The sequence below is a fragment of the Bacillus sp. FDAARGOS_235 genome (genome assembly GCF_002073415.2).
GTDB classification, from domain to species: Bacteria; Bacillota; Bacilli; order Bacillales; family Bacillaceae_G; genus Bacillus_A; species Bacillus_A toyonensis.
Genome location: NZ_CP020437.2, coordinates 255,247 through 280,686 on the forward strand (window position 1 = coordinate 255,247; position 25,440 = coordinate 280,686).

Annotated in this window: 22 protein-coding genes; 17 read left to right on the forward strand and 5 right to left on the reverse strand. The window is 33.2% G+C overall.

The genetic code is table 11. The annotated features are described in order from the left end of the window. The first annotated feature begins 32 nt into the window (after nucleotides 1–32). Both A6J74_RS02955 and A6J74_RS02960 read left to right on the forward strand, forming a co-directional pair. Nucleotides 33–950 carry a serine hydrolase domain-containing protein gene (locus A6J74_RS02955; protein ID WP_000346270.1) on the forward strand — a complete coding sequence of 306 codons (918 nt, stop codon included), beginning with the start codon at nucleotides 33–35 and terminating at the stop codon, nucleotides 948–950. Nucleotides 951–966: 16 nt separating this feature from the next. Further along, entirely contained in the window at nucleotides 967–1,590 is a 624-nt protein-coding gene (locus A6J74_RS02960; protein WP_001204119.1) for a Pr6Pr family membrane protein, read from the forward strand. Nucleotides 1,591–1,778: 188 nt separating this feature from the next. Here A6J74_RS02960 and A6J74_RS02965 read toward each other — a convergent pair whose 3' ends face one another. Next, nucleotides 1,779–2,111: a YqzG/YhdC family protein gene (locus tag A6J74_RS02965; RefSeq protein ID WP_000811610.1), complete on the reverse strand. Its 333-nt coding sequence runs from the start codon at nucleotides 2,109–2,111 to the stop codon at nucleotides 1,779–1,781. Between the two features lie 145 nt (nucleotides 2,112–2,256). On the opposite strand from A6J74_RS02965, the gene sleB reads away from it, so the two are divergent. The 6 genes from sleB (at nucleotide 2,257) to A6J74_RS02995 (ending at nucleotide 6,686) form a co-directional block, all read left to right on the forward strand. Next, complete coding sequence (sleB, locus tag A6J74_RS02970) at nucleotides 2,257–3,036, forward strand: spore cortex-lytic enzyme (protein WP_001249050.1); 780 nt, start codon at nucleotides 2,257–2,259, stop codon at nucleotides 3,034–3,036. A 15-nt stretch (nucleotides 3,037–3,051) separates the two neighbouring features. Continuing rightward, the gene (gene ypeB / locus A6J74_RS02975) at nucleotides 3,052–4,392 is read left to right on the forward strand and encodes a germination protein YpeB (RefSeq protein ID WP_000943731.1); all 1,341 of its coding nucleotides are present in this window, start codon (nucleotides 3,052–3,054) and stop codon (nucleotides 4,390–4,392) included. Between the two features lie 26 nt (nucleotides 4,393–4,418). Next, nucleotides 4,419–5,015 carry a YhcN/YlaJ family sporulation lipoprotein gene (locus A6J74_RS02980; RefSeq protein WP_000698005.1) on the forward strand — a complete coding sequence of 199 codons (597 nt, stop codon included), beginning with the start codon at nucleotides 4,419–4,421 and terminating at the stop codon, nucleotides 5,013–5,015. Nucleotides 5,016–5,122: 107 nt separating this feature from the next. Further along, entirely contained in the window at nucleotides 5,123–5,479 is a 357-nt protein-coding gene (locus tag A6J74_RS02985) for a hypothetical protein (RefSeq protein ID WP_000976449.1), read from the forward strand. 25 nt (nucleotides 5,480–5,504) lie between these two features. After that, nucleotides 5,505–6,002, forward strand: coding sequence for a GNAT family N-acetyltransferase (locus A6J74_RS02990; RefSeq protein ID WP_001020893.1), 498 nt, complete (start codon nucleotides 5,505–5,507; stop codon nucleotides 6,000–6,002). Between the two features lie 147 nt (nucleotides 6,003–6,149). Beyond that, nucleotides 6,150–6,686, forward strand: a complete 537-nt coding sequence (locus A6J74_RS02995; protein WP_000158250.1) for a DUF1697 domain-containing protein — start codon at nucleotides 6,150–6,152, stop codon at nucleotides 6,684–6,686. A 42-nt stretch (nucleotides 6,687–6,728) separates the two neighbouring features. On the opposite strand, the gene A6J74_RS03000 is transcribed toward A6J74_RS02995, so the two are convergent. Further along, nucleotides 6,729–7,133 carry a DUF2178 domain-containing protein gene (locus A6J74_RS03000; protein ID WP_001080325.1) on the reverse strand — a complete coding sequence of 135 codons (405 nt, stop codon included), beginning with the start codon at nucleotides 7,131–7,133 and terminating at the stop codon, nucleotides 6,729–6,731. A gap of 209 nt (nucleotides 7,134–7,342) precedes the next feature. On the opposite strand from A6J74_RS03000, the gene A6J74_RS03005 reads away from it, so the two are divergent. Both A6J74_RS03005 and A6J74_RS03010 read left to right on the forward strand, forming a co-directional pair. After that, entirely contained in the window at nucleotides 7,343–8,512 is a 1,170-nt protein-coding gene (locus A6J74_RS03005) for a ParM/StbA family protein (RefSeq protein WP_000025612.1), read from the forward strand. 11 nt (nucleotides 8,513–8,523) lie between these two features. Beyond that, nucleotides 8,524–8,859: a hypothetical protein gene (locus tag A6J74_RS03010; protein ID WP_001257765.1), complete on the forward strand. Its 336-nt coding sequence runs from the start codon at nucleotides 8,524–8,526 to the stop codon at nucleotides 8,857–8,859. 130 nt (nucleotides 8,860–8,989) lie between these two features. Here A6J74_RS03010 and mle read toward each other — a convergent pair whose 3' ends face one another. Beyond that, entirely contained in the window at nucleotides 8,990–9,844 is an 855-nt protein-coding gene (gene mle, locus A6J74_RS03015) for a BCA family alpha/beta fold macrolide esterase (RefSeq protein WP_000136875.1), read from the reverse strand. Nucleotides 9,845–10,055: 211 nt separating this feature from the next. On the opposite strand from mle, the gene A6J74_RS03020 reads away from it, so the two are divergent. Next, entirely contained in the window at nucleotides 10,056–10,982 is a 927-nt protein-coding gene (locus tag A6J74_RS03020; protein ID WP_000644551.1) for an NADP-dependent oxidoreductase, read from the forward strand. Between the two features lie 131 nt (nucleotides 10,983–11,113). Here A6J74_RS03020 and pdxR read toward each other — a convergent pair whose 3' ends face one another. Continuing rightward, nucleotides 11,114–12,547 carry a MocR-like pyridoxine biosynthesis transcription factor PdxR gene (gene pdxR, locus A6J74_RS03025; RefSeq protein WP_000706568.1) on the reverse strand — a complete coding sequence of 478 codons (1,434 nt, stop codon included), beginning with the start codon at nucleotides 12,545–12,547 and terminating at the stop codon, nucleotides 11,114–11,116. Nucleotides 12,548–12,694: 147 nt separating this feature from the next. Here pdxR and A6J74_RS03030 point away from each other — a divergent pair, with 147 nt between their 5' ends. After that, the gene (locus tag A6J74_RS03030; protein ID WP_000234345.1) at nucleotides 12,695–13,612 is read left to right on the forward strand and encodes a DMT family transporter; all 918 of its coding nucleotides are present in this window, start codon (nucleotides 12,695–12,697) and stop codon (nucleotides 13,610–13,612) included. Between the two features lie 84 nt (nucleotides 13,613–13,696). Here the strand turns inward: A6J74_RS03030 and secY are convergent, their stop codons facing one another. Next, complete coding sequence (gene secY / locus A6J74_RS03035; protein WP_000490108.1) at nucleotides 13,697–15,001, reverse strand: preprotein translocase subunit SecY; 1,305 nt, start codon at nucleotides 14,999–15,001, stop codon at nucleotides 13,697–13,699. A gap of 524 nt (nucleotides 15,002–15,525) precedes the next feature. Here secY and A6J74_RS03040 point away from each other — a divergent pair. From A6J74_RS03040 to A6J74_RS03065, 5 genes are all read left to right on the forward strand, one after another. Beyond that, a complete protein-coding gene (locus tag A6J74_RS03040) occupies nucleotides 15,526–16,041 on the forward strand; it encodes a DinB family protein (protein ID WP_001091625.1) in 516 nt (171 codons plus the stop codon). A 557-nt stretch (nucleotides 16,042–16,598) separates the two neighbouring features. Continuing rightward, entirely contained in the window at nucleotides 16,599–18,551 is a 1,953-nt protein-coding gene (locus tag A6J74_RS03045) for a bifunctional metallophosphatase/5'-nucleotidase (RefSeq protein WP_002038889.1), read from the forward strand. 344 nt (nucleotides 18,552–18,895) lie between these two features. Continuing rightward, nucleotides 18,896–20,599 (forward strand): M4 family metallopeptidase, encoded by a 1,704-nt coding sequence (locus A6J74_RS03050; protein WP_000799180.1) that lies wholly within the window; start codon nucleotides 18,896–18,898, stop codon nucleotides 20,597–20,599. A 483-nt stretch (nucleotides 20,600–21,082) separates the two neighbouring features. After that, the gene (gene pulA, locus A6J74_RS03055; RefSeq protein WP_001223298.1) at nucleotides 21,083–23,653 is read left to right on the forward strand and encodes a type I pullulanase; all 2,571 of its coding nucleotides are present in this window, start codon (nucleotides 21,083–21,085) and stop codon (nucleotides 23,651–23,653) included. 781 nt (nucleotides 23,654–24,434) lie between these two features. Beyond that, nucleotides 24,435–25,412: a SagB/ThcOx family dehydrogenase gene (locus A6J74_RS03065; RefSeq protein ID WP_001290973.1), complete on the forward strand. Its 978-nt coding sequence runs from the start codon at nucleotides 24,435–24,437 to the stop codon at nucleotides 25,410–25,412. Nucleotides 25,413–25,440: the final 28 nt, after the last annotated feature.

Genomic DNA, 25,440 nt, shown 5'->3' on the forward strand with positions numbered 1-25,440 from the left:
ATGAAGTAACTATTTTAATGGAGGTAAGATTTTTGGATTTTAAGCAACTACAAAATAAATTTGAAAAGAAAAAAGTGAATACATTTCTTATTTATCAAAAAGGGGAATTAACAACTGAGTATTATAAAACACCCGAATGTGCAAATAACTTATATAAAATAAATTCGATTACAAAAAGTATCATATCTTTATTAATTGGTATTGCAATTGATAAGGGCTATATAAATGATATACATACACCGATTACAGAGTGGATTGAAAATGTACCTGGGGAAAAACATGATTTAACGCTGTATCACTTATTAACAATGACTACTGGTGAGGATTGGAAAGAGTTTGGGAATGGAGTAGTATTCCCAAATGACTTTGTAGAATCAGAGAACTGGGTACAGTACATATTAGAAAAGCCAATAATTGAAGAACCTGCTACAAAAATGAATTATAATTCAGGTTCTTCACATTTACTTAGCTATATTATTCAAGAAGCTACTGGGATGTCGACAGAGCAGTTTGTGAAAAGATATTTATTTGAGCCATTAGAAATTAGCGAATATGAGTGGCAACAAGATCCGCAAGGTATATATGTCGGCGGCTTCGGTATGAAAATGAAATCTACCGATTTATTAAAATTAGGAAAACTATGTTTGCAAAATGGATATTGGAATGAGAAAGAAATTGTATCAGCGAAATGGTTAGAAGAGTCAAGTAGGGCGCAATTTGAAACATATGAACATGTTGGCGCATATGGATATCACTGGTGGGTATTACATAACGAAAGATTTCACATACCGTATTGTATATATTTCGCTATGGGGTACGGCGGACAATACATCGTTATCATTCCTCAGTTAGAAGTAGTAGCTATTATAAGTAGTCATATGCCAAAACGTGGGCTCGTTCCATTAAAATTATTTATTGAGCATGTACAGGGAAATTCCAATTATATATAAGAAAAGGAGGGAATGTATGAGGGATGAAAAAACTTTATCTTTATTTAGACTATTTTTAAGTCTTCTAGCATGTAGTGCCATTATTACGCAATTCATAATCAGGGCACAATTGAAACCGTTCAATCCAGTTAATTTTTTTAGTTTCTTTACGATTGAAAGTAACATTTTAGTTGTATGTATTCTCCTTTTAAGTAGTATCGGAACAGCTACATTTGGTCGCTCAGAACAATTTAGTATACTTCGAGGTGCGGCAACGGTATACATACTTACGACAGGACTCATTTATTTTTTGCTATTAAGAGGATTAGAAGAGTCACTTCAAACGGCAATACCATGGGTAAATACAGTGCTACATTATATCATGCCGATTGCAATGCTTTTAGATTGGATTTTAAATCCACCTATTAAGAAAATCACTTGGAAACAATCTGCAAGTTGGCTCTTATTCCCGTTTTTTTACGTTGTATATAGCTTAATACGTGGCCCAATCGTGAATTGGTATCCATATCCGTTTTTAGATCCAAGAATAGGTGGGTATGGTAAAGTACTTTTATACAGTATAGGGATAGCGGTTGTAATTGGCGCTATTTGTATATTGGTAAGATTTTTAGGGAATCGAAACTTTAGGAAAGAATTTTAGAAATGCAAGGAGCCCCACTGTTTCCGTTTTTAACAGTGGGGTTTCATTTTATCCCGCATTAACGGGGCAGTAAGACCCCCACCTCAAAATTCAGCGAAAGCAAAGAAGTTAGATGGGGGATCAACCCGATTGGTTCAACTAATAATCAGTGGGAGATGAACAAACCCCCCACTGATTAAAGTTTTACTTTATCTACTCGTCTTCTGAAACGACAACTTTATAAATTTCTCTGTCTTCGTTTCAAATTCTACATCAACAAAAACACCATATTCTTTTCCATCTTCACGTAGCCACAATTTAAACTTTTCAACAGTTATTTGAACCGTTTTTGGTTTTCTACCTATATGAAGATAATCAACAATCTCTGCTTTCGGATATTGTTCTTTCGTCTTTTCTACAGCAAGTTTACCCCATTTTGCATAAGGCGGTTGTGCATGAACAATCGATGACCCGGTATATATATTTAAACATGTTGTTAATAAAAGAATGACGAATGCGATACGCTTTAACAATTGCTTCATAATGAACTCCTTTTCTCCTTTTTGTATATTGTTTACATATTCTTTCAACGATATAAGTTTGGATTTTTTTGTCTTCTTTACATAAAAGCGAGGCTTTTACAAAACATAACCAAGAAATCATTTCTGTAATTAAGGAGGGAAAATTATGCGCCAAAAAGCTATTTTTAAAATAGCAGTTTTACTTGCGTTCATAGGACTGTCTTTAATGGTCAGTAGTATACAACTAAAGAATGTAGAAGCTTTTTCTAATCAAGTTATTCAAAGAGGAGCATCTGGCGAAGATGTCATTGAACTACAATCTCGTTTGAAATATAACGGGTTTTATACGGGAAAAGTGGATGGTGTTTTCGGATGGGGTACATACTGGGCACTTCGGAATTTTCAAGAGAAATTCGGATTACCCGTTGATGGTTTAGCTGGAGCTAAAACGAAGCAAATGCTCGTGAAGGCAACGAAGTATGACAAGTCAACTGCTAATAAAGGGACGACAACGAATAAAGGAAATAGTGGTGGCTCTGCACAAGAGAATAAACCACCTCAAAATAAAGGGACAAATGTTCCGAACGGCTATTCTCAAAATGATATTCAGCTTATGGCAAATGCAGTATACGGGGAATCACGTGGTGAACCGTATTTAGGACAAGTTGCAGTAGCTGCTGTTATTTTAAATCGTGTTACAAGTGCGTCATTCCCCAATACTGTTTCAGGTGTAATCTTTGAACCTAGAGCATTTACAGCGGTAGCAGATGGACAAATATATTTAACGCCAAATGAAACAGCAAAAAAAGCGGTTTTAGATGCGATAAACGGATGGGATCCAACAGGAAATGCTTTATATTATTTCAACCCAGATACTGCGACAAGTAAATGGATTTGGACTCGTCCACAAATTAAAAAAATTGGTAAACATATTTTCTGTAAATAGAGCGGAGGTGGGATAATGTTAAGAGGTATTATCATTGTATTATTAACAGTTGGTGTAGTTGGAACAGGATATTGGGGCTATAAAGAGCACCAAGAGAAAAATGCGGTTTTAATTCGAGCGGAAAATAGTTATCAACGAGCATTCCATGATTTAGCATACGAAGTTGATTTATTACACGATAAAATTGGTACAACACTTGCGATGAATTCACGCTCATCTTTATCACCTGCATTAGCAGATGTATGGCGTTTAACATCTGAAGCTCGTTCAGATGTAGGACAACTCCCGTTAACATTAATGCCGTTTAATAAAACGGAAGAGTTTTTAGCAAATATCGGTGATTTTAGTTACCGTGCAGCCATTCGTGATTTAGAAAAAGAGCCGTTAAATGAACAAGAATATAAAACGTTGCAAACTTTATATTCAAATGCGGGAAATATACAAGATGAACTAAGGAAAGTACAACATCTTGTTTTGAAAAATAATTTACGCTGGATGGATGTTGAAATGGCACTTGCATCAAATCGCGATCCAGCAGATAACACAATTATTGATGGATTAAAAACTGTAGAGAAAAACGTAACATCATACTCTTCTACAAACTTCGGACCGACCTTTACAAGTGCACAAAAAAATAAAAAAGGTGGATTTGAAGCAGAAGGAAAGGCAATTTCTAAAGATGAAGCAGCAAAAATCGCAAAATCATTTTTAAATTTAAAAGGAAATGAAAAAGTCGATGTAGAGAAAAGTGGAAAAGGTGCGAAAGAATCATTCTATAGTGTGAAGATTAAAGACTCTGCAACGAATAATGAGTTTTACATGGATATTACCGGAAAAGGCGGATATCCAATTTGGGTAATGAATAATCGAGAAATTAAAGAACAAAAAATTAGTTTAAACGATGCAGGAAGTAAAGGATTGACGTTTTTAAAGGATCATAAGTTTAATAATATGGAGCTTTATGATAGTTCCCAATATGATACTATCGGCGTGTTTACTTATGTAGTAAATGAGAATGGCGTACGGATCTATCCGGAAGCAATCCAAATGAAAATTGCTTTAGACGACGGATCTATCGTTGGATTTTCTGCAAAAGAATATTTAGCATCACATCAAAAACGAACAATTCCGTCTGCCAAGCTAACTGCAGCAGAAGCAAGGAAGAAAATTAACCCTGATGTGAAAGTGATGGAAGAGCGAAAAGCAGTCGTAGTAAATGATTTGCATAATGAAGTACTTTGCTATGAATTTGTTGGAACGTTAGGGAAAGATACGTATCAAATTTTCATCAATGCGAATAGCGGAGCAGAAGAAAAAGTGAAAAAAATGCAAGCTGTTGAAAAAATTTATGATTAAACCTTAATAGTAAAGTGGTGAAAAGAATGAAAATCCTAATATATGTGTTGATGCTTTGCTTTTTTATAACTGGATGCAGTATTGGAAAAAAAGACAATCCAAATGAAAAGCCAGAACAAAAAAATGTCTCAATGAAAAATGTTAATTATACAAACAAATCAAATAAGCCAAATGAAAAAGCAGCGGATCATTTAGCATCTTTAGCGGCAAGTGTGCCAGGTGTGAATGATGCAACAGCAGTAGTTGTTGGAAAATATGCTATTGTAGGTATTGATGTAAAAGCGAAACTAGACCGAACTCGTGTTGAGTCAATTAAGTACTCTGTTGCAGAAAGTTTAAAAAACGATCCGGATGGTGCGAATGCAGTCGTTGTAGCTGATGTTGATACGTATGAACGGCTGAAACAAATTGGAAAGCAAATTAAAAAAGGGAAAACTGGCGAAGGTATACTGGATGAATTAGCAGCAATTGTTGGCCGCGTGATGCCACAAGTTCCGAATGATATGATTGAAAATAGAGAAACGAATCCAATTAAAGATAATGACAAGCAATTACCAAAAGATGAAGAACAAGAGCTAAGAAAAGAACAGAATGACCAATCTAATAATCATTTGAATAAGTAAAATGAGCCTCGTACTAAATTGTACGAGGCTTTTTAAATATAATATTAAATATTCAGTTTATTTTTAAGGGAATATATGGTTTAATTATTGTGGGAGGGACAACTGTTATGATGAAAAAAAGTGCATTTATTTTATGTGGTTTCTGCCTAAGTTTCAGTATGACAGCCTGTGAACAAAAGAAAGAAGTGAAAAAGCAAACAGCGACTTCTTCTACTGTGATGGAAAGTCAGAAGAAAGAATTTATCAATATAAATCATTTCTCAAAAATAGATGAAGGAATGACTTATACAGAAGTGAAAGATTTAATCGGTTTTGAAGGAAATTTACTTATAGAAGAAGGGGTAGAACATTCTACACAAATTAAACAAATTTTTGCTTGGAAGGGGAATAATCCAAATTCATTTGTTGAAATTACATTTTTGGATGGAAAAGTGCATTCTAAATCACAGCAAGGTTTAAGTTAATTTGATAAAAATGGGAGAGTATAGCATGAACATACATACTGGGGAAATACAATTAGTTCCGTATAAGGAGACGTATAAAGAAATTATACAATCATTTACTTTACCAAGTGAACAAGTTCAATTCACATCAGATCCAGGCGAATTATTGAAAAAAGCAAAAAGCGATCGCACAAAAAATGTAATTGTTATTTTAGATTACAACGGGGTACCTGTTGGTCTTTTCGCATTACAAACAGGCGAAAGAGTACAAGAGTTCACAGAGAATGAAGATGCTTTACTTTTAACATCATTTTCTATAAATTATAATAAACAAAGAAGAGGATACGCTAAAAAATCATTGGCATTATTAAAAGATTTTGTAAAACGTTATTTTCCAATTGAAAATGAAGTTGTACTTGCTGTAAATGAAAAAAATATGCCAGCACAAAAGTTATATGAAAAAGTTGGCTTCGAAGATAGAGGCTTTAGAAGAATGGGACCGATTGGTCAACAAATAATAATGCATTTACCTATAATAAAATAACGGGATAGAAAACTTACTCTTGAACATTCTTGTAGTAAGTTTTTTTTATTTTGTGCTATGTTAGTAAAAACGAAAGTCGGTATCAAAAAAGATAAAGGTTTCAATATATATAGTTGAAAGGTCAATGAATATGCGAGGAGTAATGATATGACAATTTATATTGCGTTACTAAGGGGAATCAATGTAGGTGGACATAAAATAATCAAAATGGCAGATTTAAAACGATTGTTTGAATCAATAGGATTAAAACAAGTGAAAACATATATTCAAAGCGGTAATATCGTGTTTGAATCTAAGGAAGATATAAACGCTCTAAAAGTAAAAATTGAATTTGAAATTAAAAAGGAATTTAATTTTGATGTTCAAGTCATCCTAAAAACAAATGAAGAATTAATAAATACTATAAAATATTCCCCTTATAAGGCGGATGCTTTGTTAGAAGGAGAAAGTATACACGTTGCCTTTTTAGCTCATCCATTTTCTGAAGATGAGAGGAAGCAGTTACTTATGTACAAAAGTGAACTTGAAGATTGCTATATAGATGAGAAGGTTGTATATTTGTATTTCAAAAATACCATTCGGAATTCTAAATTAATGAACCAATTTCAGAAGTTACATACACCAGCTACAGTAAGGAATTGGCGAACTGTTAATAAATTAAAAGCAATTGTAGAGGGTATGTAAATATAAAAAGATGAGGTTTCTATATATAGAAAACCTCATCTTTTATTTATATTGTTTTGCAACTATGAGTTCGACAATAGGATAAATAAAGAATGAAGAACAAAGTGCGATAAACAGTGGTAGGTTTTTAACTCCATCTAAATTGGAACCCATAGAAAAACCTTCCGAGAAGAGTAATAGAAGGAACAATACAACTACAAGTACAAAATACGCGATTTTAAAGCTTTTATATGTAATTTGCTGTCCCATTTCATCCTGACTTTCTTCTGATACACCGTGGGGATCTCCCCATGTAATATGATTGATGAGGTAGCTAAGTATTAAAGCGCTTGTAAAAATTGTTCCACCTAAAATTACACCTCCATTGATGTATTTATAAGCTCCGTGTATAAGTATTCCGACTAATGATAAAACAATTGTTATTAAAATGAATTTTTTACGATTCATATTAGAACAACACCCCCACGATTGTAAAAAACTCTTTCCATTTATAGTATAAAATTGGAAAAGGTTCATGTCAAATACTTTTTACAAGCAAGGCGAAGGTATATAGTATTTTGTTTTAATGATAAATAAAAAATTACATTACATTTGAATGTAAAAGAATAGGCTCGCATATATTTGGAAGGGATGTCAGATTAATTTAGGGGGTAGTTATGTCTATACTTTTAAAAGCTGGTGCAGATGCAGGAAATAACGGTTTGAAGTTAATGGTGAAAGGGCAAGACCCTATTTTTATTCCGAGTATTTATTCTTTATATATAGGTGAGCCTACAGGATTGTTAGATGAGGGGGATGTGTCATTATCTGAATTAGAAAATCATATCGATGTGACCATTAGTTCTCCATCGCTAATGTTAAATAATGTACGGTACATCGTTGGAGAAAAAGTCATTCAAGATCAATTAAAAGGTACTGAAGTGGAGAAGAAATCGAATAAGTCGACGGATGAGCTAATGGTTATTACAATACTATCGGGTTTAGCAGTAAGTGCTATGCGTCAAAGTCCAACTTCTAGTCATATTAACATTCGATATGATTTATCTGTCGCTCTTCCTATGCAGCTTATTACACAAGAAATAGCTGCCGAAAATGCAAAACGTTATATGGGAAATCATAAAGTTGTTTTCCATTATCCGAACGGTCGTGATGTTACTATTAATGTTTCTATTGAGTTTTGTAAATGTCTGCCTGAGGGCGCTTCTGGGACGTGGGGCATTGTATATGATGAAGAAGGAAATGTTGTGAAACATAAAATAGAATGTGAACAAAATCAAATTTCAGAAATAGATTTTGTTGATAAAACTTTATTGTCTTTTGATATTGGAGCGGGGACAACAGAAGAAGTTGTTTCGTTAGGGGTAAATTTCCGTCCGCAATTAAGTAAAGGATTATCGTACGGTGTAAAAGAAACGTTACTACAAATTATTACGAGATGGAACCGGAAGTATCCAACAAAAACGATTGACAGTATTACAGAATTCAATCAAATTTATTTAAATGATAAACATCCTAGGAATGCATTATTAGTTGAGGAATCACAACCAGCACTATTAGGATTAGCGGCGCGTGTCGCAACAGATATTATTAACAAAATTGATGATATGAAAGACGATCCATACGTGTTTATTTATGGCGGGGGCGCAGTTATCATTAAAAATAGCTTGAAAATGATTTTAAAACAAAAAGGGCGTTTAACAAATGTAATCTTTGTCGATAATCCATTATTTACAAATGCAAGAGGATTATTGGTCTACACTTGTTCGCCAAAGTATAGAGAACATAAACAAAAAGAGTTAGGGTTTACAAACTTAACGATAAGTTAGTTGGTGGCAACATGCGATCTAGGCGATATAAACGTGGTGATCGAGTGAAAATCAATATTCATAAATCAGTATCACCTGAAATGCTTGCATGGCTTAATAAACAATCAAACCCAACTAATTTCTTTTTCTTTGCAGCACAGCAATTATTTAAACAAGTAGGAGATATTGATGTGTCAAAAACTTTACCAAATAGCCATGTTTTCTCATTATATATGGAGCCCTCATCCTTATTAAAAGTCGAAGTAAATCCTTTTAAAAACGTACCACTAGAAGCGAATAAATCCACCGAAAGTGTAAAAAAAAAATCATGGGAATCTGTTGATCAATTAGATTGTCCATTTTTTTAAACATAGAAAAATATAGGTAAGCCCATCACTATACATATGGATACAGTGATGGGTTTTTGTTAGTGTACCACTAGTCCAATAAATAGAAGGGGCACAATACAAATTTGTGCCCCTTCTATTTATTATTTATCTATATTTTAGATGTATGTTCTGTTACTGCTTGAATAATGTTTTTCCAGTCATCAGGATGATTTTCATGTCCTGCTCCTTCAAGAGTTAAAAGTGCTGAGTTTGGAATTTCATCAATAAGTGCGAGACCATGTTCAAATGGTAGTGCTGTATCGTCAGTTCCGTGAATTACTAATGTGGGTGCTTGTATGGAGCTAAGTACACCTTCATAAGCATCATCACCTTGAAGTAAAGCGTGATTAAACATACTTAATAGATTGTTAGCCCTTTCTATTTCGAGTTTTACTTGTGTATAAACTCTGTTTTCATCAAATGAACGTTTTGAGCCGCACAATAGACGAGAGCCTGTAACTAAATACTCTGTCACAGCGTTTTGATTTGACCAATCTAAATTTGCACCATTTGCGTGATGTATTAAAATTCTTTCATCCATCGGAGGTAAATCGCGAGTGTTGTTATCTGAGCCTATAACACTTGTTGCTAGTAAAGTTAACGTTAAAATTCTTTCAGGATGTTTTACAGCGGCAATTTGAGCAATCATGCCACCTAATGACATACCAAATAAGTGCGCTTTATCAATATGATAGGCATCCAGCACCCCAATTGCATCTTCAGCCATAGTTGTTACCGTATAATTGGAAGTTCCAGGTTCGTATGTAACAGAGCGTCCTACATCACGGTTATCAAAGCGAATGACAAATTTCCCTGTGCTAGCTAACTGTTCACAAAATTCTTCATCCCAATAAACCATTGAACACGTAGCTCCCATAATTAATAAAATTGCTGGATTATTAGGATTTCCAAAGCTTTCTGTACAAATATCAGTCCCGTTTGTTTTAATCATCTTTTCGGTCATAGTGTTATCTCCATTTCTTTTGGATTTTATTACAAACATAGAAAATAAAATTCTGTATGATTCTAAGATGTACACAAAATTGAATTTGGAACTCACATTAATTAATAGCGTAGCATAAATACCACCTCTAAACATGTTTATTGTCATTCAAAGCAAAAAAATTTGAAAAATAATTGTAAGTTATTAAAATAAACAGCAAGGAGGAGAGGAAATGAAAGCAATTGTTATTGATGAATATGGTAGTGTTGAAGAACTAAAAGAAAGACAAATTTTAAAACCAGTTGTTACATATAACGAGGTATTAATACGCATTCTCGCAACATCTGTTAATCCAGTTGATTGGAAAACTAGAAAAGGAGACTTACAACAACAATTGCAATTTTCATTTCCAATTACTTTAGGGTTAGATGTAGCTGGAGTTATCGAAGAGGTTGGAGAAGAGGTAGAAGGTTTCAAAATAGGAGATAAAGTGTTTACGAAACCTGAAAATATAGGGAAGGGATCTTATGCTGAATTCATTGCGGTAAAATCAGATTTAGTAACTTATATGCCTACTAACCTAAGTTTTGAAGAGGCAGCTTCTATTCCACTCGCAGGACTTACTGCTTGGCAAAGTCTTGTAGATTACGCAAAAATAAAAGAAAATGACCGAGTATTTATTCACGCTGGAGCTGGTGGTGTCGGAAGTTTGGCAATCCAAATTGCAAAATCATTTGGAGCTTTTGTTGCAACTACTGCAAGTGGTAAAAATGAAGAATTTTTAAAGGATTTAGGAGCGGATCTCGTTATTGATTATAAAAAAGATAAATTTGAAGAGCTACTATCAGATTTTGATATTGTATTAGATACAATCGGTGGCGAAGTACAAGAAAAAAGTTTTCAAATTATTAAACCTGGCGGTGTTCTAGTTTCGATTGTTCATGAACCAAATTATAAAATGAAAGGGATAAAATCAGGATTTTTATGGCTAAAACCAAGTGGAAAACAATTAGAAGAGTTATCAAATTTAATTGTACATGGAAAAATCAAACCGATCATAAGTAAAGTTGTGTCACTTAATGAAGAAGGGGTTAGAGAAGCTCATATTTTGAGTGAAGGGCAACATGTTAGAGGTAAGATTGTAATTAAAGTGGAATGATGATAGCCGCTGTATATTGACTTGTAGTGAATAAAGATAAATTGGAGTACTCCATAATTTTATAATACCCCAAAGTACTTTTATTTTGGGGTATTAGCTTTTCTTAGTTTGATGGGCTAGTGAACATACTTTTAAAAATTAAAGTTTCGTATTGTATCATGTAATTTCTCTAATCCAATCGCCATATCTTTTTCATTTAACATGGAATAGCTAATTCTTAATTGGTTATTATTTGTATCGTTATTTAATAGACAAGCTGTTCCAGGTAAAAAAGAGACATCTGCTTCATTTGCTTTTTGTAATAAGTTAAAAGGATCAATTGTATTAGGAAGTGTAATCCATAAATTAAAGCCGCCATTTGGTATTTTAAAGTGTATTTCTTTTAGTGGCGATAATATAGCGATTGTTAAATCGCGTCTAATTTGTAAAGCGGTGCGTAATTTTTCTAAATGATTTTTCATACGTTCTGCACGTAAGAAAGGAAGTAGTGCTTTTTGCGTTAATAACGGGCTACCGATATCCATCGAACCCTTCACAGCATATAACCATTCAAAAATAGGCCCATCGGCTATAAGTGCAGCGATACGTAGTCCAGGTGCTAACGTTTTACTAAAACCTTTTAAATATATTACATGACCATTCGTATCAAAACTTTTGATTGGAGGAGGAACTATAGCATCCTCAAAATATATTTCTCCGAAAGAATCATCTTCAATTATAAAAAACTCATATAACTCCGCTAGTTCTATAAGTTCCAATCTCCGTTCTTTACTCATTACTGTACCTGTTGGGTTTTGAAAAGTAGGATTCACATATAACAAAACAGGATTCTTTCTTTGACAAAGGTCATCTATTAAGTCTGAGCGAATGCCGTTTTTATCAAGACTAATAGGTATAATCTGCACTCCTTTGTTGAGAAAAACATCAAGTGCTGCGCCATAACAAGGGCTTTCTACTAATACTATATCTCCAGGTTTGAATAATGTTTGAGCGATCAAATCAATTCCTTGCTGGGCACCACTTGTAATTAATAATTGAGAGGGGTCTGTCACTAATTTCTGATGTTCTTTTAGATAATTAACTATTTCAACTCGAAGTTCATAATCGCCTTGAATAGGTCCATAAGTTGCTAGTAACATCGGATTTTTATCCAGCAATTTGTGCATTTCGTCTGCTAGAAATGGATTTGGTAATAGACGTGGATATAAAATCGCTTGTGAAAAATCATAATATTTTCGGTGTTGATTCATTGCATATTGAGAACGCATAACATTAATAGTTTTCGTTTGTTGCCATTTATAAGGAATAGTTTTGAACTCTTTCTTTACACGTTTATATATATAAGCGCCTTTTCCTTGCTCGATGCGTATATATCCTTTCGTTTCTAGCTGCTTATACGCCTTACGAACAGTCAATAAGCTAATTTGTAAATCTTCGGCCATATAACGTAATGATGGAAGGGAGTCACCATATGAAAGCATGCCACTTTGTACTCTTTCAACAATTTGCATATATATTTGTTGATAATACGGTATGTTGGATTCTTTCCGTATTACAATCTTCATGGCTTCACCTTGTTTCTTTTTTATTTAATTAAAGCGAAAAAAAGAAAGAGAATCAACTACAATTTGATGTAACTGTTATAAGCATAGATACACTGTTATACACGAAACCCTCTATACTCATGTTAAGAGTAAAAAGGAGGAAGAAAAATGGTCATTTTCAATTATATTTTAGTATGTATTATTTTCGGCACAACATTTTTAACGATAAAAATCGGAATTGAAGCAGGAGCGCCTCCATTATTTTCAGCAGGAATTCGTTTCTTTTTAGCAGGAGTAATCTTGATGTTTATATTTAAGTTGAAGCGAAAAGAAATTATGCCGCATGTATTTTCAAAACGTATTATGTATGCTGGCTTTTGTTTAACGTTCATGACATTCGCATCTTTGTACTGGGCTGAACAATATATTTCTTCTGGGTTAGCTGCTGTACTTTCTGCAACAGGTCCTATGATGATTTTATTATTACAAGCAAGAAGAAATAAGAAACAATTGCAAAAGGAGCAATTTTTCGCTTTAATTATTGCGTTAATAGGCGTTGTTTTTGTTTCTTTACCAGGAATGCATCAAGAAGTAAGTTTCATATGGAGTATTGCTTGTATTATTTTAGTAGTAGGGGAGTTATTTTACGGAATAGGTTCTATTCGCTCAAAAGAAATACTTTCGGATTTACGAAGTGTATCACCATTTCTTATTAATGGTATTCAAATGTTTTATGGAGGGATTTTGCTACTAATCGTATCATTCATAGTAGAGCAGCCGAATGTAACTGTATTAACCTCATGGAGCGTACAGTGGCCTATTTTATACCTCATATTTATCGGATCAATTGGTGGGCACGGATTATATTACTGGCTTTTATCAAAAACAAATCCTGTATTCCCATCGACGTGGTTATATGTATCACCATTAATAGCAATTATTGTAGGATATATTGTATTAGGAGAACCATTAAATCCTGCAATGGGTATAGGTGCTTGTTTCATATTGATAGGTGTATTTTTGGCCAATCGTTCAACACTACGGACTTATTTCAAACAAGGACGGTTATTAGAGAAGGAAATGTAGTTGGATAATGTAACGGCCCTGTATATTATCGGGCTAGTAAAATCAAAAACACAGCTGGGAAAATAACCAACTGTGTTTTTATAATTAATTCACTTTTTTAATAAACCCTTTGTAATGACGTTTCACAAGTTGACTTTCTAACGTCTTCATTGTTTCTAGTGCTACACCGACGATAATAAGTAAGCTTGTACCACCAATTTGAGCAGAAGGTGGTAACGTAGCAATTTTCGTAAATACGAGTGGTAATATTGAAATTGCACCTAAGAAAATTGCACCGATAAATGTTAAACGGTATAAAATTTTGGTTACATATTGCTCTGTCGCTTTACCAGGACGAATACCAGGAACATAACCGTTTTGCTTTTTCAAATTCTCAGCCATTTGTTCAGGATTTACTTGAATAAATGCGTAGAAGTATGTGAAAGCAACGATAAGACCGACATAAAGCGTCATTCCAATTGGGTGTGCAAAATCAAGGTTTGCGACTAACCATTTGGATACGCCTGAATCAGGGAAGAGCTGCGCAATTGTACGCGGCGTCATTAAAAAGGCTGAAGCAAAGATTACTGGAATTACACCAGCACTATTTACTTTAAGTGGTAAATGAGTGTTTTTTGCTCCTTGATATGGATTGTTTCCTGATACAGCTTTAGCGTATTGAATGGGTATTTTACGAACAGCTTGTTGAATGTAAATGACACCAACAACAATCGCTAAAATTACGAGTCCAATTAAAACCATTTTTATTATGTGCATGAATAATTGATCGCCTGCATTTTGAAATTGTTGCAAGTAAATTTGATTAGCAACATTCGGAATTGCCGCAACAAGTCCTGCGAAGATAATCATTGAAATCCCATTACCAACACCATTAGCGGTAATTTGTTCACCTAACCAAAGTAAAAATGCAGTACCTGCAGTTAAAACTGTCGCAATAAATAAGTATGTAGTCCAGCTTTGATCTGTTATTAATTGTCCACCTGCTATATTATTAAAACCATAAGACATCCCAATGGATTGTATGAATGCAAGAATGATTGTAAAGTATCGAGTAAATTGAGCTGACTTCTTACGGCCCATTTCACCTTGCTTTGCCCATTCCGAAAATTTAGGTATAACGTCCATTTGTAGTAATTGTACTATGATGGAAGCTGTAATATATGGTGTAATACCTACAGCGAAGATCGAGAAGTGTTGCAATGCTCCTCCACCAAATACGTTTAGCATACCTAAAACGTTGGCTTGATCTTGTACCTTTAATACCTCTGCGTTAGTATGAGGAACTGGAATAAATGTGCCAATTCGAAAAACAATTAGCATCGCTAGTGTAAAAAGAATTTTGTTTCTTATCTCAGCTACTCTCATGAAATTTGAAATCGTACGAAACATTATGTCGCCTCCTATATTTTTATCAGTTCAAAACTGATTATTATATCCCGATGAAGTAACCACAAACCTCCTTCCGCATTAAATTCATTTGACAAATGGAATTTCATACATTTTGCAGTTTTCACGGATATAAAAATATAAGGTGTTATACGAGCGACCTATTATCTTTTCGTAATCATTCAATACCCATAATATATCGAATAAATTAACAAATGTACATACATACGCATGAAAAATGAATAAATAGGGTGATTTTTTACATTTACTTAATGCTAGATTGATAATTAGGAACGTTTTACGTAGTTGTATCGAAAGGATTCAGTGGAAAGTATTATGGTGTAACTGTAGCACATGAAAACCTCAAGGATTTTGAGAAAACGCATATATTTCGTCGTGAATTAGAGAAACTATTAAAGCAAGAAAAGATTTGATTGAAATAGTAGTGAAGGAAAATCTTTTTTCTATAGAGAATATTTCTAACGTAGGAATCTAAGTATGTAGGTTCTAATGAAAGGAGAATTCACATGAATACATTTGTAAATGACAAGTTTGATGAAACGAGAAAGCAATTATTTGAGGAAATTACTTTGTTAAGTGATGCTCAATTTAATAGAAAACCAGATCAGGATAAATGGAGTATAGCACAAGTTTGTCATCACTTAGTTTTATTAGACGAGAGAGTTATAACAGTTATTTCGTCAGGATTAAAAAAGATGGATAGTATCCAAAATGAGCGTAAAGAAATTCACGCTATTGTATTAGATAGATCGATAAAATTTATAGCTCCAGAAATGATTGAACCAAGTATAGAAACATTTGAAGTACAGCAAATGATTGATTTGTTAAACAACGCTAGAAAAGAATTGATGCGTTTCCTGCGTACAATAGAAGATGAATCTATATTAGCGAAAAAATCAGTGATGCATCCAGCTCTTGGAGAATTACTTCTAGATCAGTGGATAGAACTGATCTATTTGCATGAACAGCGTCATATAGAACAAATTAAAGAGATAAAATTGCTTTGTGAAGTTGAAAAGTAAAAATCATTATCTTTTTATTGGGCGATTTGGGATAGTATCAAGGATTCGAGTGATAAAATTCAAATCCTGATTAAAATTATGATGAATGTAGTTGAACGCAACTAATAAGCAGAAGAAAATACGAAACTAGCAGATCTTACTCCTGAAGAGGAAACGAACATTCGAAAAAAAACTGAATCCGATTTGCTGTATAAGTGGAACCCCGTCTTAAATGAAGAGCGGGGTTATTATTTTTGGAAGTGATCTCAGTATTTTCATATAGAAGGAAGTAAATTGGTAATGAAATCCGAAAATGAGTTATATGTCCAAAATTTTGAAAGCACATATACATCTACCGTTGGTTTAGCGCTCTTCACACGTTGGAGGAAGAAGTATTTTGTTAGAAAACGATAACATACTATTCTGTTAGGGGAAATATGCATTTGATTCTCTATATTTTCACAGTAAAACCACCTCCAAAATTATCTTTTGTAGTTGAATTTTTCCGAATAATAAGTTACATTTTTAAAGTTCAAGCAACTTTATGCCAGTACAAAAAGGGGAGAAATATTGTTATTATGCAAAAAATGAAATGGAAGAACTATGTATGCTATTTTATTATTCTTATGCTTCTTGTAACAGCAGTAACAGTCAAACCAGCTATTTCTAAGGCTGAGGAATCTGATGTTAACATTACATTGTTAGGTACTGCAGATATTCATGGTAGATTTATGCCTTGGGATTATGCGCTTGATGGAGCAAATATGAGTGGAAGTTTGACGCAGCTTTATACGGTTATAAAGAAGGTACGTCAAGAAAATCCAAATACCATATTAGTAGATGCCGGGGATACAATTCAAGGAAACTCAGTAGAATTATTCAACGATAAGCCACAATCGCCAATGATGGTAGCGATGAATACAATGGGATATGACGCCTGGGCATTTGGAAATCATGAATTCAACTTTGGATTAGATACATTGAAAAAAGTTAGTGAGCAATATAAAGGAAAGACGTTAGCAGGAAATATTTATAAGGAAAATGGAGAGCGTTTTCTTCCTGCATATACGATTGTTGAAAAAGGTGGAATTAAAGTCGGGATTATTGGTATGAATACACCAATGATTAGTGATTTTGAAAAAGGGACAGATCATTTGGATGGTTTAGTAGTGAAAAATCCAGTAGAAGAGACAAAAAAGGCAATTAAAGAATTAGAAGGTAAAGTAGATGTAATGGTAGGGGTTATGCATATGGGACTAGAAAATGAGAATGGAATCCCAGGTACTGGTGTTCAAGATATTGCGAATGCTTGTCCGGAACTAAGCGCTATTTTCGCGGCTCATATGCATAAACTTGTAAAAAAAGAAGTTGTAAATGGCGTAATTATTACAGAACCAGATAAATATGGAACGCATATTTCACGTATTGACCTTACTTTTACAAAGCAAGATGGAAAGCTTGTTTTAAAAGATAAAACAGCTACCGCTATACCTGTAAAAAATGCTGATGGAACAACAGTATTATCTGATTCTGCACTTGAAGAAACATTAACACCTTTTCATGAGTATGCAAGAGGAGATGCAAATGTTGTAGTTGCTCAATTAAAAGGGAGAAACCTTGTTCCTGAAAATGAAATAAAGGGTATTCCAAGTGTGCAGATTCAAGAGACACCTTTATCAGATTTCTTTCATGAAGTTATGCTCCATTACAGTAAAGCGGATGTAGTAGCCCATCAAATTGATAATGATTCTGCCCGTTTGGATATAGGGCCTATAAAGAAGAAAGATATTGCGTATAATTATCAATATGCTTTGGGAGAAATTACAGTTTACAAGATAACTGGAAAAGATTTAAAAGACTATATGGAATGGGCAGCAGGATATTTTAACTCATCTCGTGCCGGAGATGTAACAGTTAGTTTTGATAAAAACCGTCGCGCGTCTAAATACAGTACGAATGATTTCTTTGGAGGCGTAAAATACGAAATTGATTTAACAAAGCCATATGGTAGTAGAATTACAAATTTACGCTCTATTCGTACAAATAAACCGATTAAAATGAGCGATGTTATGACGCTAGGAATGAATGCGTATAGAATGGAGGCTCTACAGGCAAAAGGGGGAGCTTTAGAGGGACGTAAATTTGAACAAACTTGGTCATCTAAACAAGAGAATGCATTCGGAGAAACAGGTGGAACCATTCGTAACCTTGCTATTACGTATTTAAAAGAGGTAAAGAACGGTGTATATACGCCAAAAGTTATGCGTAATTGGAAAATTACTGGTGTAGATACACATTCTTCAGAGCATAAAGCTGTAGTTGATCTTGTAAATAAAGGGATTTTAGAAATTCCAAAAACAGAAGATGGAAAATATACAAATATAGCATCTATAAATACTAAAGATTCAATTACAAAAGAAGAGATTGTAGCACTCTCGCAAAAAGCTAATATTAATCCAAATCAGTTTAATCATACAAAGACAAAAGGTGAATTTTATAAAAAACTTAGTAGGATTACTAAAAAAATATAAATTATAAGGTTTCTTATAGTAATTGTTATTTTAATAGCATTAAACCCACTCTTACAATAGTAAAGAGTGGGTTTTTATGTTGTTATTTAGATGTAAGTGTACTTTTATTAGAATAAATATAGGTAATTAATAACTAACCAATTGGATGAGCGCTGCCAAAAAGGATTCTTTTTTTATTCAAATTAATGTACTTATGTGTTCCGTTAATTATTTACAATATTGACCACAATTTATGTAATTTTGCATAATATTACATAAATTTTGTATTTTCTCTTTTTTTCGACATAAATAGACAGTATACTTTGTACAAGCTTTCTATTTCAAAAATTATACGAGGTGAAAAAATGAAAAACACAAAGACATTAACTAAGGTAGCATTAACAACAGGATTAGCTTTAACAGCTGTGGCACCATACGGAATAGGTCATGCAGAGGAAACAGATCAACTACAAGTTCAAATTCAGGAGGAATCGTTCCGTTCGGGTGAACTTACACAACCGTCACAAAAGGCACCAGAAAATGTAGTAAAGGATGCACTTAAGGAGAAAACAGAACAAGCTCTGTCCCAAAAACAAGTCAATGGAGAAACAGGAGTAGATTATAAAGTTCTTCAAAAACGTGATTCGTATGATGGGACTACACTCGTACGTATCCAGCAAACATATGAAGGAAAAGAAGTATATGGCCATCAATTAACCGCACACGTAGATAATAAGGGGGTTATTAAAAGTGTTTCAGGTGATAGCGCGCAAAATTTAAAACAAGAAGAATTGAAAAAAACTATTAATCTATCAAAAGATGAAGCAAAACAATATATTTTTACGAAGTACGGGAACGATATCAAGTTTATTTCTGAGCCAGAAATTAAGGAAGTTATTTTTGTTGATGAAAATAATGGACAAGCTAGCAATGCATACCAAGTTACATTTGAAGCTGCAACACCAAACTATGTTTCTGGAACTTATTTAGTAAATGCGCAAAATGGCAATATGTTAAAAAATATGGTACAAGAATCTAACTTAAAAGCAAGTGAAAAACTAGTTGGGGCCTTAAAGGAAAGTAAAAAAAGCAGTCTTACATCATTAACTGGAACAGGAAAAGATGATTTAGGTATTTCTCGTTCATTTGGTATTTCTAAACAAAGTAATGGCAAATATGCGCTTGCTGATTATACAAGAGGGCAAGGAATTGAAACTTATGATGTGAATTACAAAGATATTACTAAAGAAGAAAGCTATTATCCTGGTACATTAGCAACTAGTACTTCAACAACATTTAACGATCCAAAAGCAGTAAGTGCTCATTACTTAGCAACAAAGGTATTTGATTTTTACAAAGATAAATACAAGCGTAATAGTTTTGATAATAAGGGACAAAAGGTAGTTTCAGTTGTACATGCTTGGGATTCTGAAGATACGAACGATCCGAAAAATTGGCAGAATGCATTAAGTGCTAATAATGGAAGTATGCTTGTATATGGCGATCCTATCGTTAAAGCATATGACGTAGCTGGACATGAATTTACACATGCTGTTACTTCTAGCGAATCTAATCTTGAATATTACGGTGAATCTGGTGCAATCAATGAGGCACTATCTGATATTATGGGAACATCTATTGAGAAATACGTAAATAACGGAACATTTAACTGGACAATGGGTGAACAAACCGGATCTGTTTTCCGTGATATGGAAAACCCAGCTTCTGTGCCATCTTCACTTGGAGTACCTTATCCAGATGATTACAGTGAATTTAACGATTTTAATGGCTGGGATCAAGGCGGCGTTCATTTTAATTCAAGCATTATTAATAAAGTTGCGTATCTCATTGCAAAAGGTGGAACTCATAACGGAGTAACTGTTAAAGGAATTGGTGAAGATAAAATGTTTGATATTTTCTATTATGCAAATACAGATGAGTTAAACATGACTTCTAATTTCAAAGAATTGAAGTCTGCATGTATTCGAGTGGCAACTAATAAATATGGAGCGAATACAGCTGAAGTTCAAGCAGTTCAAAAGGCATTTGATGCAGCAAAAATTAAGTAAGTTAGAAGTATTATTTTCATTCTTATATTAATACATTATGAAAAACAGCTAATGCCACTTTAAGGATATTAGCTGTTTTTTTACACAGCAATGCATTATTGATAATAAACTTACTAAGCGATAATTAGGCTGTCTATCTTCAATACGTTGCGAATAATATATAAGGTTAAATGTATATAAAAACAGAAAATTAATAATATATTGACCTCTTGATAGAAAGTGCTATAGAATGAAAACGATAACAAACGATTGCTTTAAAATGATTTCCCTGATCTTTTAGTATTTATAAGTATATAAAGGCATAAAAAATCTATTTTTTTAAGTTTTAATGCAAACGCTTTCGTATTAAAAGGTCATTGAAATACATATGTGAAAATAGCCAATATGGAGGTGAAGTAAAAGAGATTTCTAGTTTAATTTAAGCAGTGTAATTTATACGAGCATAATAAATCGCTCGTACTATTTAAAGAAAGGGTGTATGTGGTGCGAATAACAAAAAGATTAATTAACAAATCAGTTTTATTACTTACTATAATCGTTATGTTATCATCTGTTTTCTCTTTTCAGAATGTGAAGGCAGTTTCAAATTCAAAAACAACTGAAATTATCGTTCATTACAAAGAGCAGTCTGGAAACACAAAAGACTGGAATCTTTGGATGTGGGGAGAAAATGCAAATGGTAAATCATATGAATTTACTGGTGAAGATGAATTTGGAAAGTACGCAAAGATTAAAATAGATGGTGACTATAATCGTGTAGGATTTATTATTCGTACGAATGAGTGGGAAAAAGATGGTGGCGATCGTTGGATTGAAAATATAAAGGACGGTCGTGCTGAAGTATGGATTCTTTCGGGTGATGAAAAAGTATATAACTCTAAGCCTTCTTCAGATCTCACAATTCAAAAAGCTACTATTGATAGTTTTAATGAAATCACTGTAACGACTAATGTTCCTTTTAATAGTAAGGAACAGAAAATTGAAATTGAGGGCATTAAAATTAAGGAAATTAATCCTTTTGATAAAAATGGTGGAGATATTACTAATAAGGTGAAAATAATTACAGAACAGAAAATTGATTTAAAACAGACATACAAAGTTAAAATAGAAAACTTAGCTTATATGAATACTGAAATCGGTAAAGTCATTCGTAGCGAAGAGTTTGATAAATTATTTTATTATAGTGGTAACGATCTAGGGAATATATATTCCCCGCAACATACAAAATTCCGTGTATGGGCTCCTACTGCGAGTGAAGCAAAGTTAGTTACATATAAAAAATGGAACGATAAAATAGGTACTGAAATAAACATGCAACAAGGTGAAAAGGGAACTTGGAAAGCAGAAATTAAAGGGAAACAAAAAGGTCTCTTTTATACGTATAAGGTGAAAATTGGGGATAAATGGACTGAAGCAGTTGATCCATATGTGCGTGCTGCTTCTGTAAATGGAGATAAAGGTGTAGTCATTGATTTAAACGAAACAAATCCGAAAAAATGGAAAGCAAATAAAAAACCGGAATTTAAAAAACCGGAAGATGCTATTATTTATGAATTGCATGTACGCGATCTTTCCATCCAACCTGAAAGTGGCATTAAACAGAAAGGAAAATATTTAGGGGTAACAGAAAAAGGAACAAAAGGGCCTGAAGGTGTAAAAACAGGACTTGATCATATGAAAGATCTTGGTGTTACGCACGTTCAGTTTTTACCGATATTTGATTATGCATCAGTCAATGAAGAAACTTTAAATGAACCACAATACAACTGGGGATATGACCCGAAAAACTTCAACGTCCCAGAGGGCTCCTATTCTACAAATCCATATGAGCCGACTGTTCGAATAACTGAATTAAAGCAAATGATTCAAGTGCTACATGATAATAATCTTCGTATTGTAATGGACGTAGTATATAACCATATGTATAATGCGGCTGAATCTAATTTTCATAAGTTAGTTCCAGGTTATTATTACCGATACAATGAAGATGGAACATTTGCAAATGGAACTGGAGTAGGAAATGATACTGCTTCAGAACGAAAAATGATGAGGAAGTTTATGGTTGATTCTGTCACATATTGGGCAAAAGAATACAATTTAGATGGATTCCGTTTTGATTTAATGGGCATTCATGATTATGAAACAATGAATGAGATACGTAAAGCTGTTGATCAAATTGACCCTTCCATTATACTGCATGGAGAAGGCTGGGATTTAAATACACCTCTTGCAGCTGAGTTGAAAGCAAATCAAAAAAACGCGGAGAAAATGAAAGGGATTGCTCATTTTAACGATAATATACGTGATGGATTGAAAGGTAGTGTATTTGAAGAGAAAGAAAATGGTTTTGTAAATGGAAAGCAAAACATGGAAGACCGTATTAAAAAAGGCATTACAGCAGGCATTGACTATGATACAAATTCGTCTACCTATCAAGATCCGGAACAGGTATTAACTTATGTGGAAGCTCATGACAATCATACATTATGGGATAAACTTGAGTTAACTAATCCAGGTGACAGTGCAGAAGTGCGAAAACAAATGCACAAATTGTCTTCTTCAATTTTATTAACATCACAAGGAATTCCATTTTTACATGCAGGGCAAGAGTTTATGCGCACGAAATATGGTGATCATAACAGTTACAAATCTCCTGATTCAATTAACCAGATGGATTGGTTACGCCGTGCAGCATATAATAATGAAGTAGATTATATGAAGGGCTTAATAGATTTACGCAAAAAGTACCCAGCTTTTCGAATGACATCTACTGAGCAAATTAAAAAGCATATATCATTTATAGATGCTCCCAAAAATGTTATAGCTTATTCAATAGATGGAAAGGGCAATGGGAATAAAAATGAAAACTTTATGGTGGCTCACAATGCAAATAGAGAATCCGTTGACATAACTTTGCCATCGAAAGGTCCTTGGAAAGTACTAGTAGATGGTAAGCAGGCAGGTAGTAAAACACTTTATGTTGTCCATAATAATAAAATTAAAGTTCCTGCATTAAGTTCATTCGTTTTAAAAACAGCGAAACCGATTAAATAAAAGCAAGTCATGTGGAAGTATATACTGAATTGAGTACATGTAATAAGGATTGTACATGCAAAAAGCGAAGTGACGGTTATTTTCACTTCGCTTTTAAAATTAAATTAATATAATTTCACATACTGTAATTATATTACAATTTAATAAAGGAAATAGACAAGAAATTATTTCTATTGTAACAGTAGGAGGAGAAGATATCTTTGTATTAATTCCTACAAATCGTTTAAAAAATAGCAAAGATGAAAAAGTATATGGAATTAAAATAGAGAAAAGACACCATTTAAGGTGTCTTTTCTCTATTTTAAATACGATATGTTAGTAAATAACTTGTATGTAAAAGTAAGTTGCATTTTCACACTAACTTCAAAAGAAAAATATTAAATTCTTTTCTTAAGCTATATGTAATAAATCTCATTAGAAAATTTTATTGCTATAACAAATAAAACTTTCTCAATATTATTGTGTTTAATAACTATATCCATCTGCTTTCCAATCCATTACAATAATTTCACATTGGAAATACACGAATATTCTCAATGTTCTAAATGGTTTATACCTTATAGGATTACTATGGGAAAGGATGTGAAATGTCTAATAAAAAAATATTTTTTATGATGAAATAAAAAATTTTAATGAAGAAAAAGTTATTTTATTATTCTCAAGCTTTATTGAAGTACATGTATTTATAATCACTTCGAGACAAGAGGAAGAATCTAAAAATTATTTTTGTAGATTAGAAAAGTGTATTTGAAAATTAAGTTAAAAGTTTATGGAGGGTTATATGAGCGAGAAAATTTATTATTGGTCTCCTATTAAACATTGGGAGAAGTTGCATAATGAAGTTTTGATAGGGGAAATGAGATTTACAGGTATTCTGTCTGAGTGGTTTCCTGAGTTTTATTTTTTGACTCAAAAAGGTGTGAAAATTAGTGAACTAGTAGAACGCTTTTCTTTAGGAAATGTAGAAGAGACACAAAAAACAATAGAGCTTATGATAAAAAATCGTGTGTTAGTAAGTAACATATTACACCCAAGAGAAGTATTTTCCACACAAGAAAAGATTTTTCCAAATCCATATAGCGACCAGATTCGCTTTTCTAAAGAATATTTAGATATGTATATGAGTGAACAATTGAATCGAACGCACGTTTCCGCGCGACCAGCCGAAATTCAACTTGAAACAACAAATGAGCTACCAACTATAATCAAGGAGCGTAGGTCTTGTCGCCAATTCGATATGAAAAAACATATTAGTTTTTTAGAATTTTCCCAATTCATATCAACTCTAAAACAGGTTAGGAAAGAAAATATATACTATCATTACGCAAGTGCAGGCGGGCTCTACCCTATTGATATCTTTATTTATATAAAACCAAAACGTATAGAAGGTATGAAAGCTGGATTTTATTATTATAACCCATCAAAAAACTGTCTTGTGATTGTAAATAATATTGATCAAGTAATCAAAAGTGATCATGAGTTAATTAACCAAGATTTATTTACTCAGTCTGCCTTTTCAGTTTATTTGGTTTATAATGCGAACGCTTCCATCCCAAAATACGGTTCAGATGGATATTTATTTGCTTGTATTGAGTCTGGTATTATCACTGCTACCTTAAATATGGTGGCTGAGACTTTGAATTTAGGCGTTTGTTCAGTTGGTCATATGAAATTTGAAGAGATTGAGCAATTTTTATGTTTGGATAGCCATCAAGTATTTCTCCATGGGCTTGAAGTTGGCTTGAAAATTAACGAATAGATGAAATGAATATTAGGGGGATAAAGAT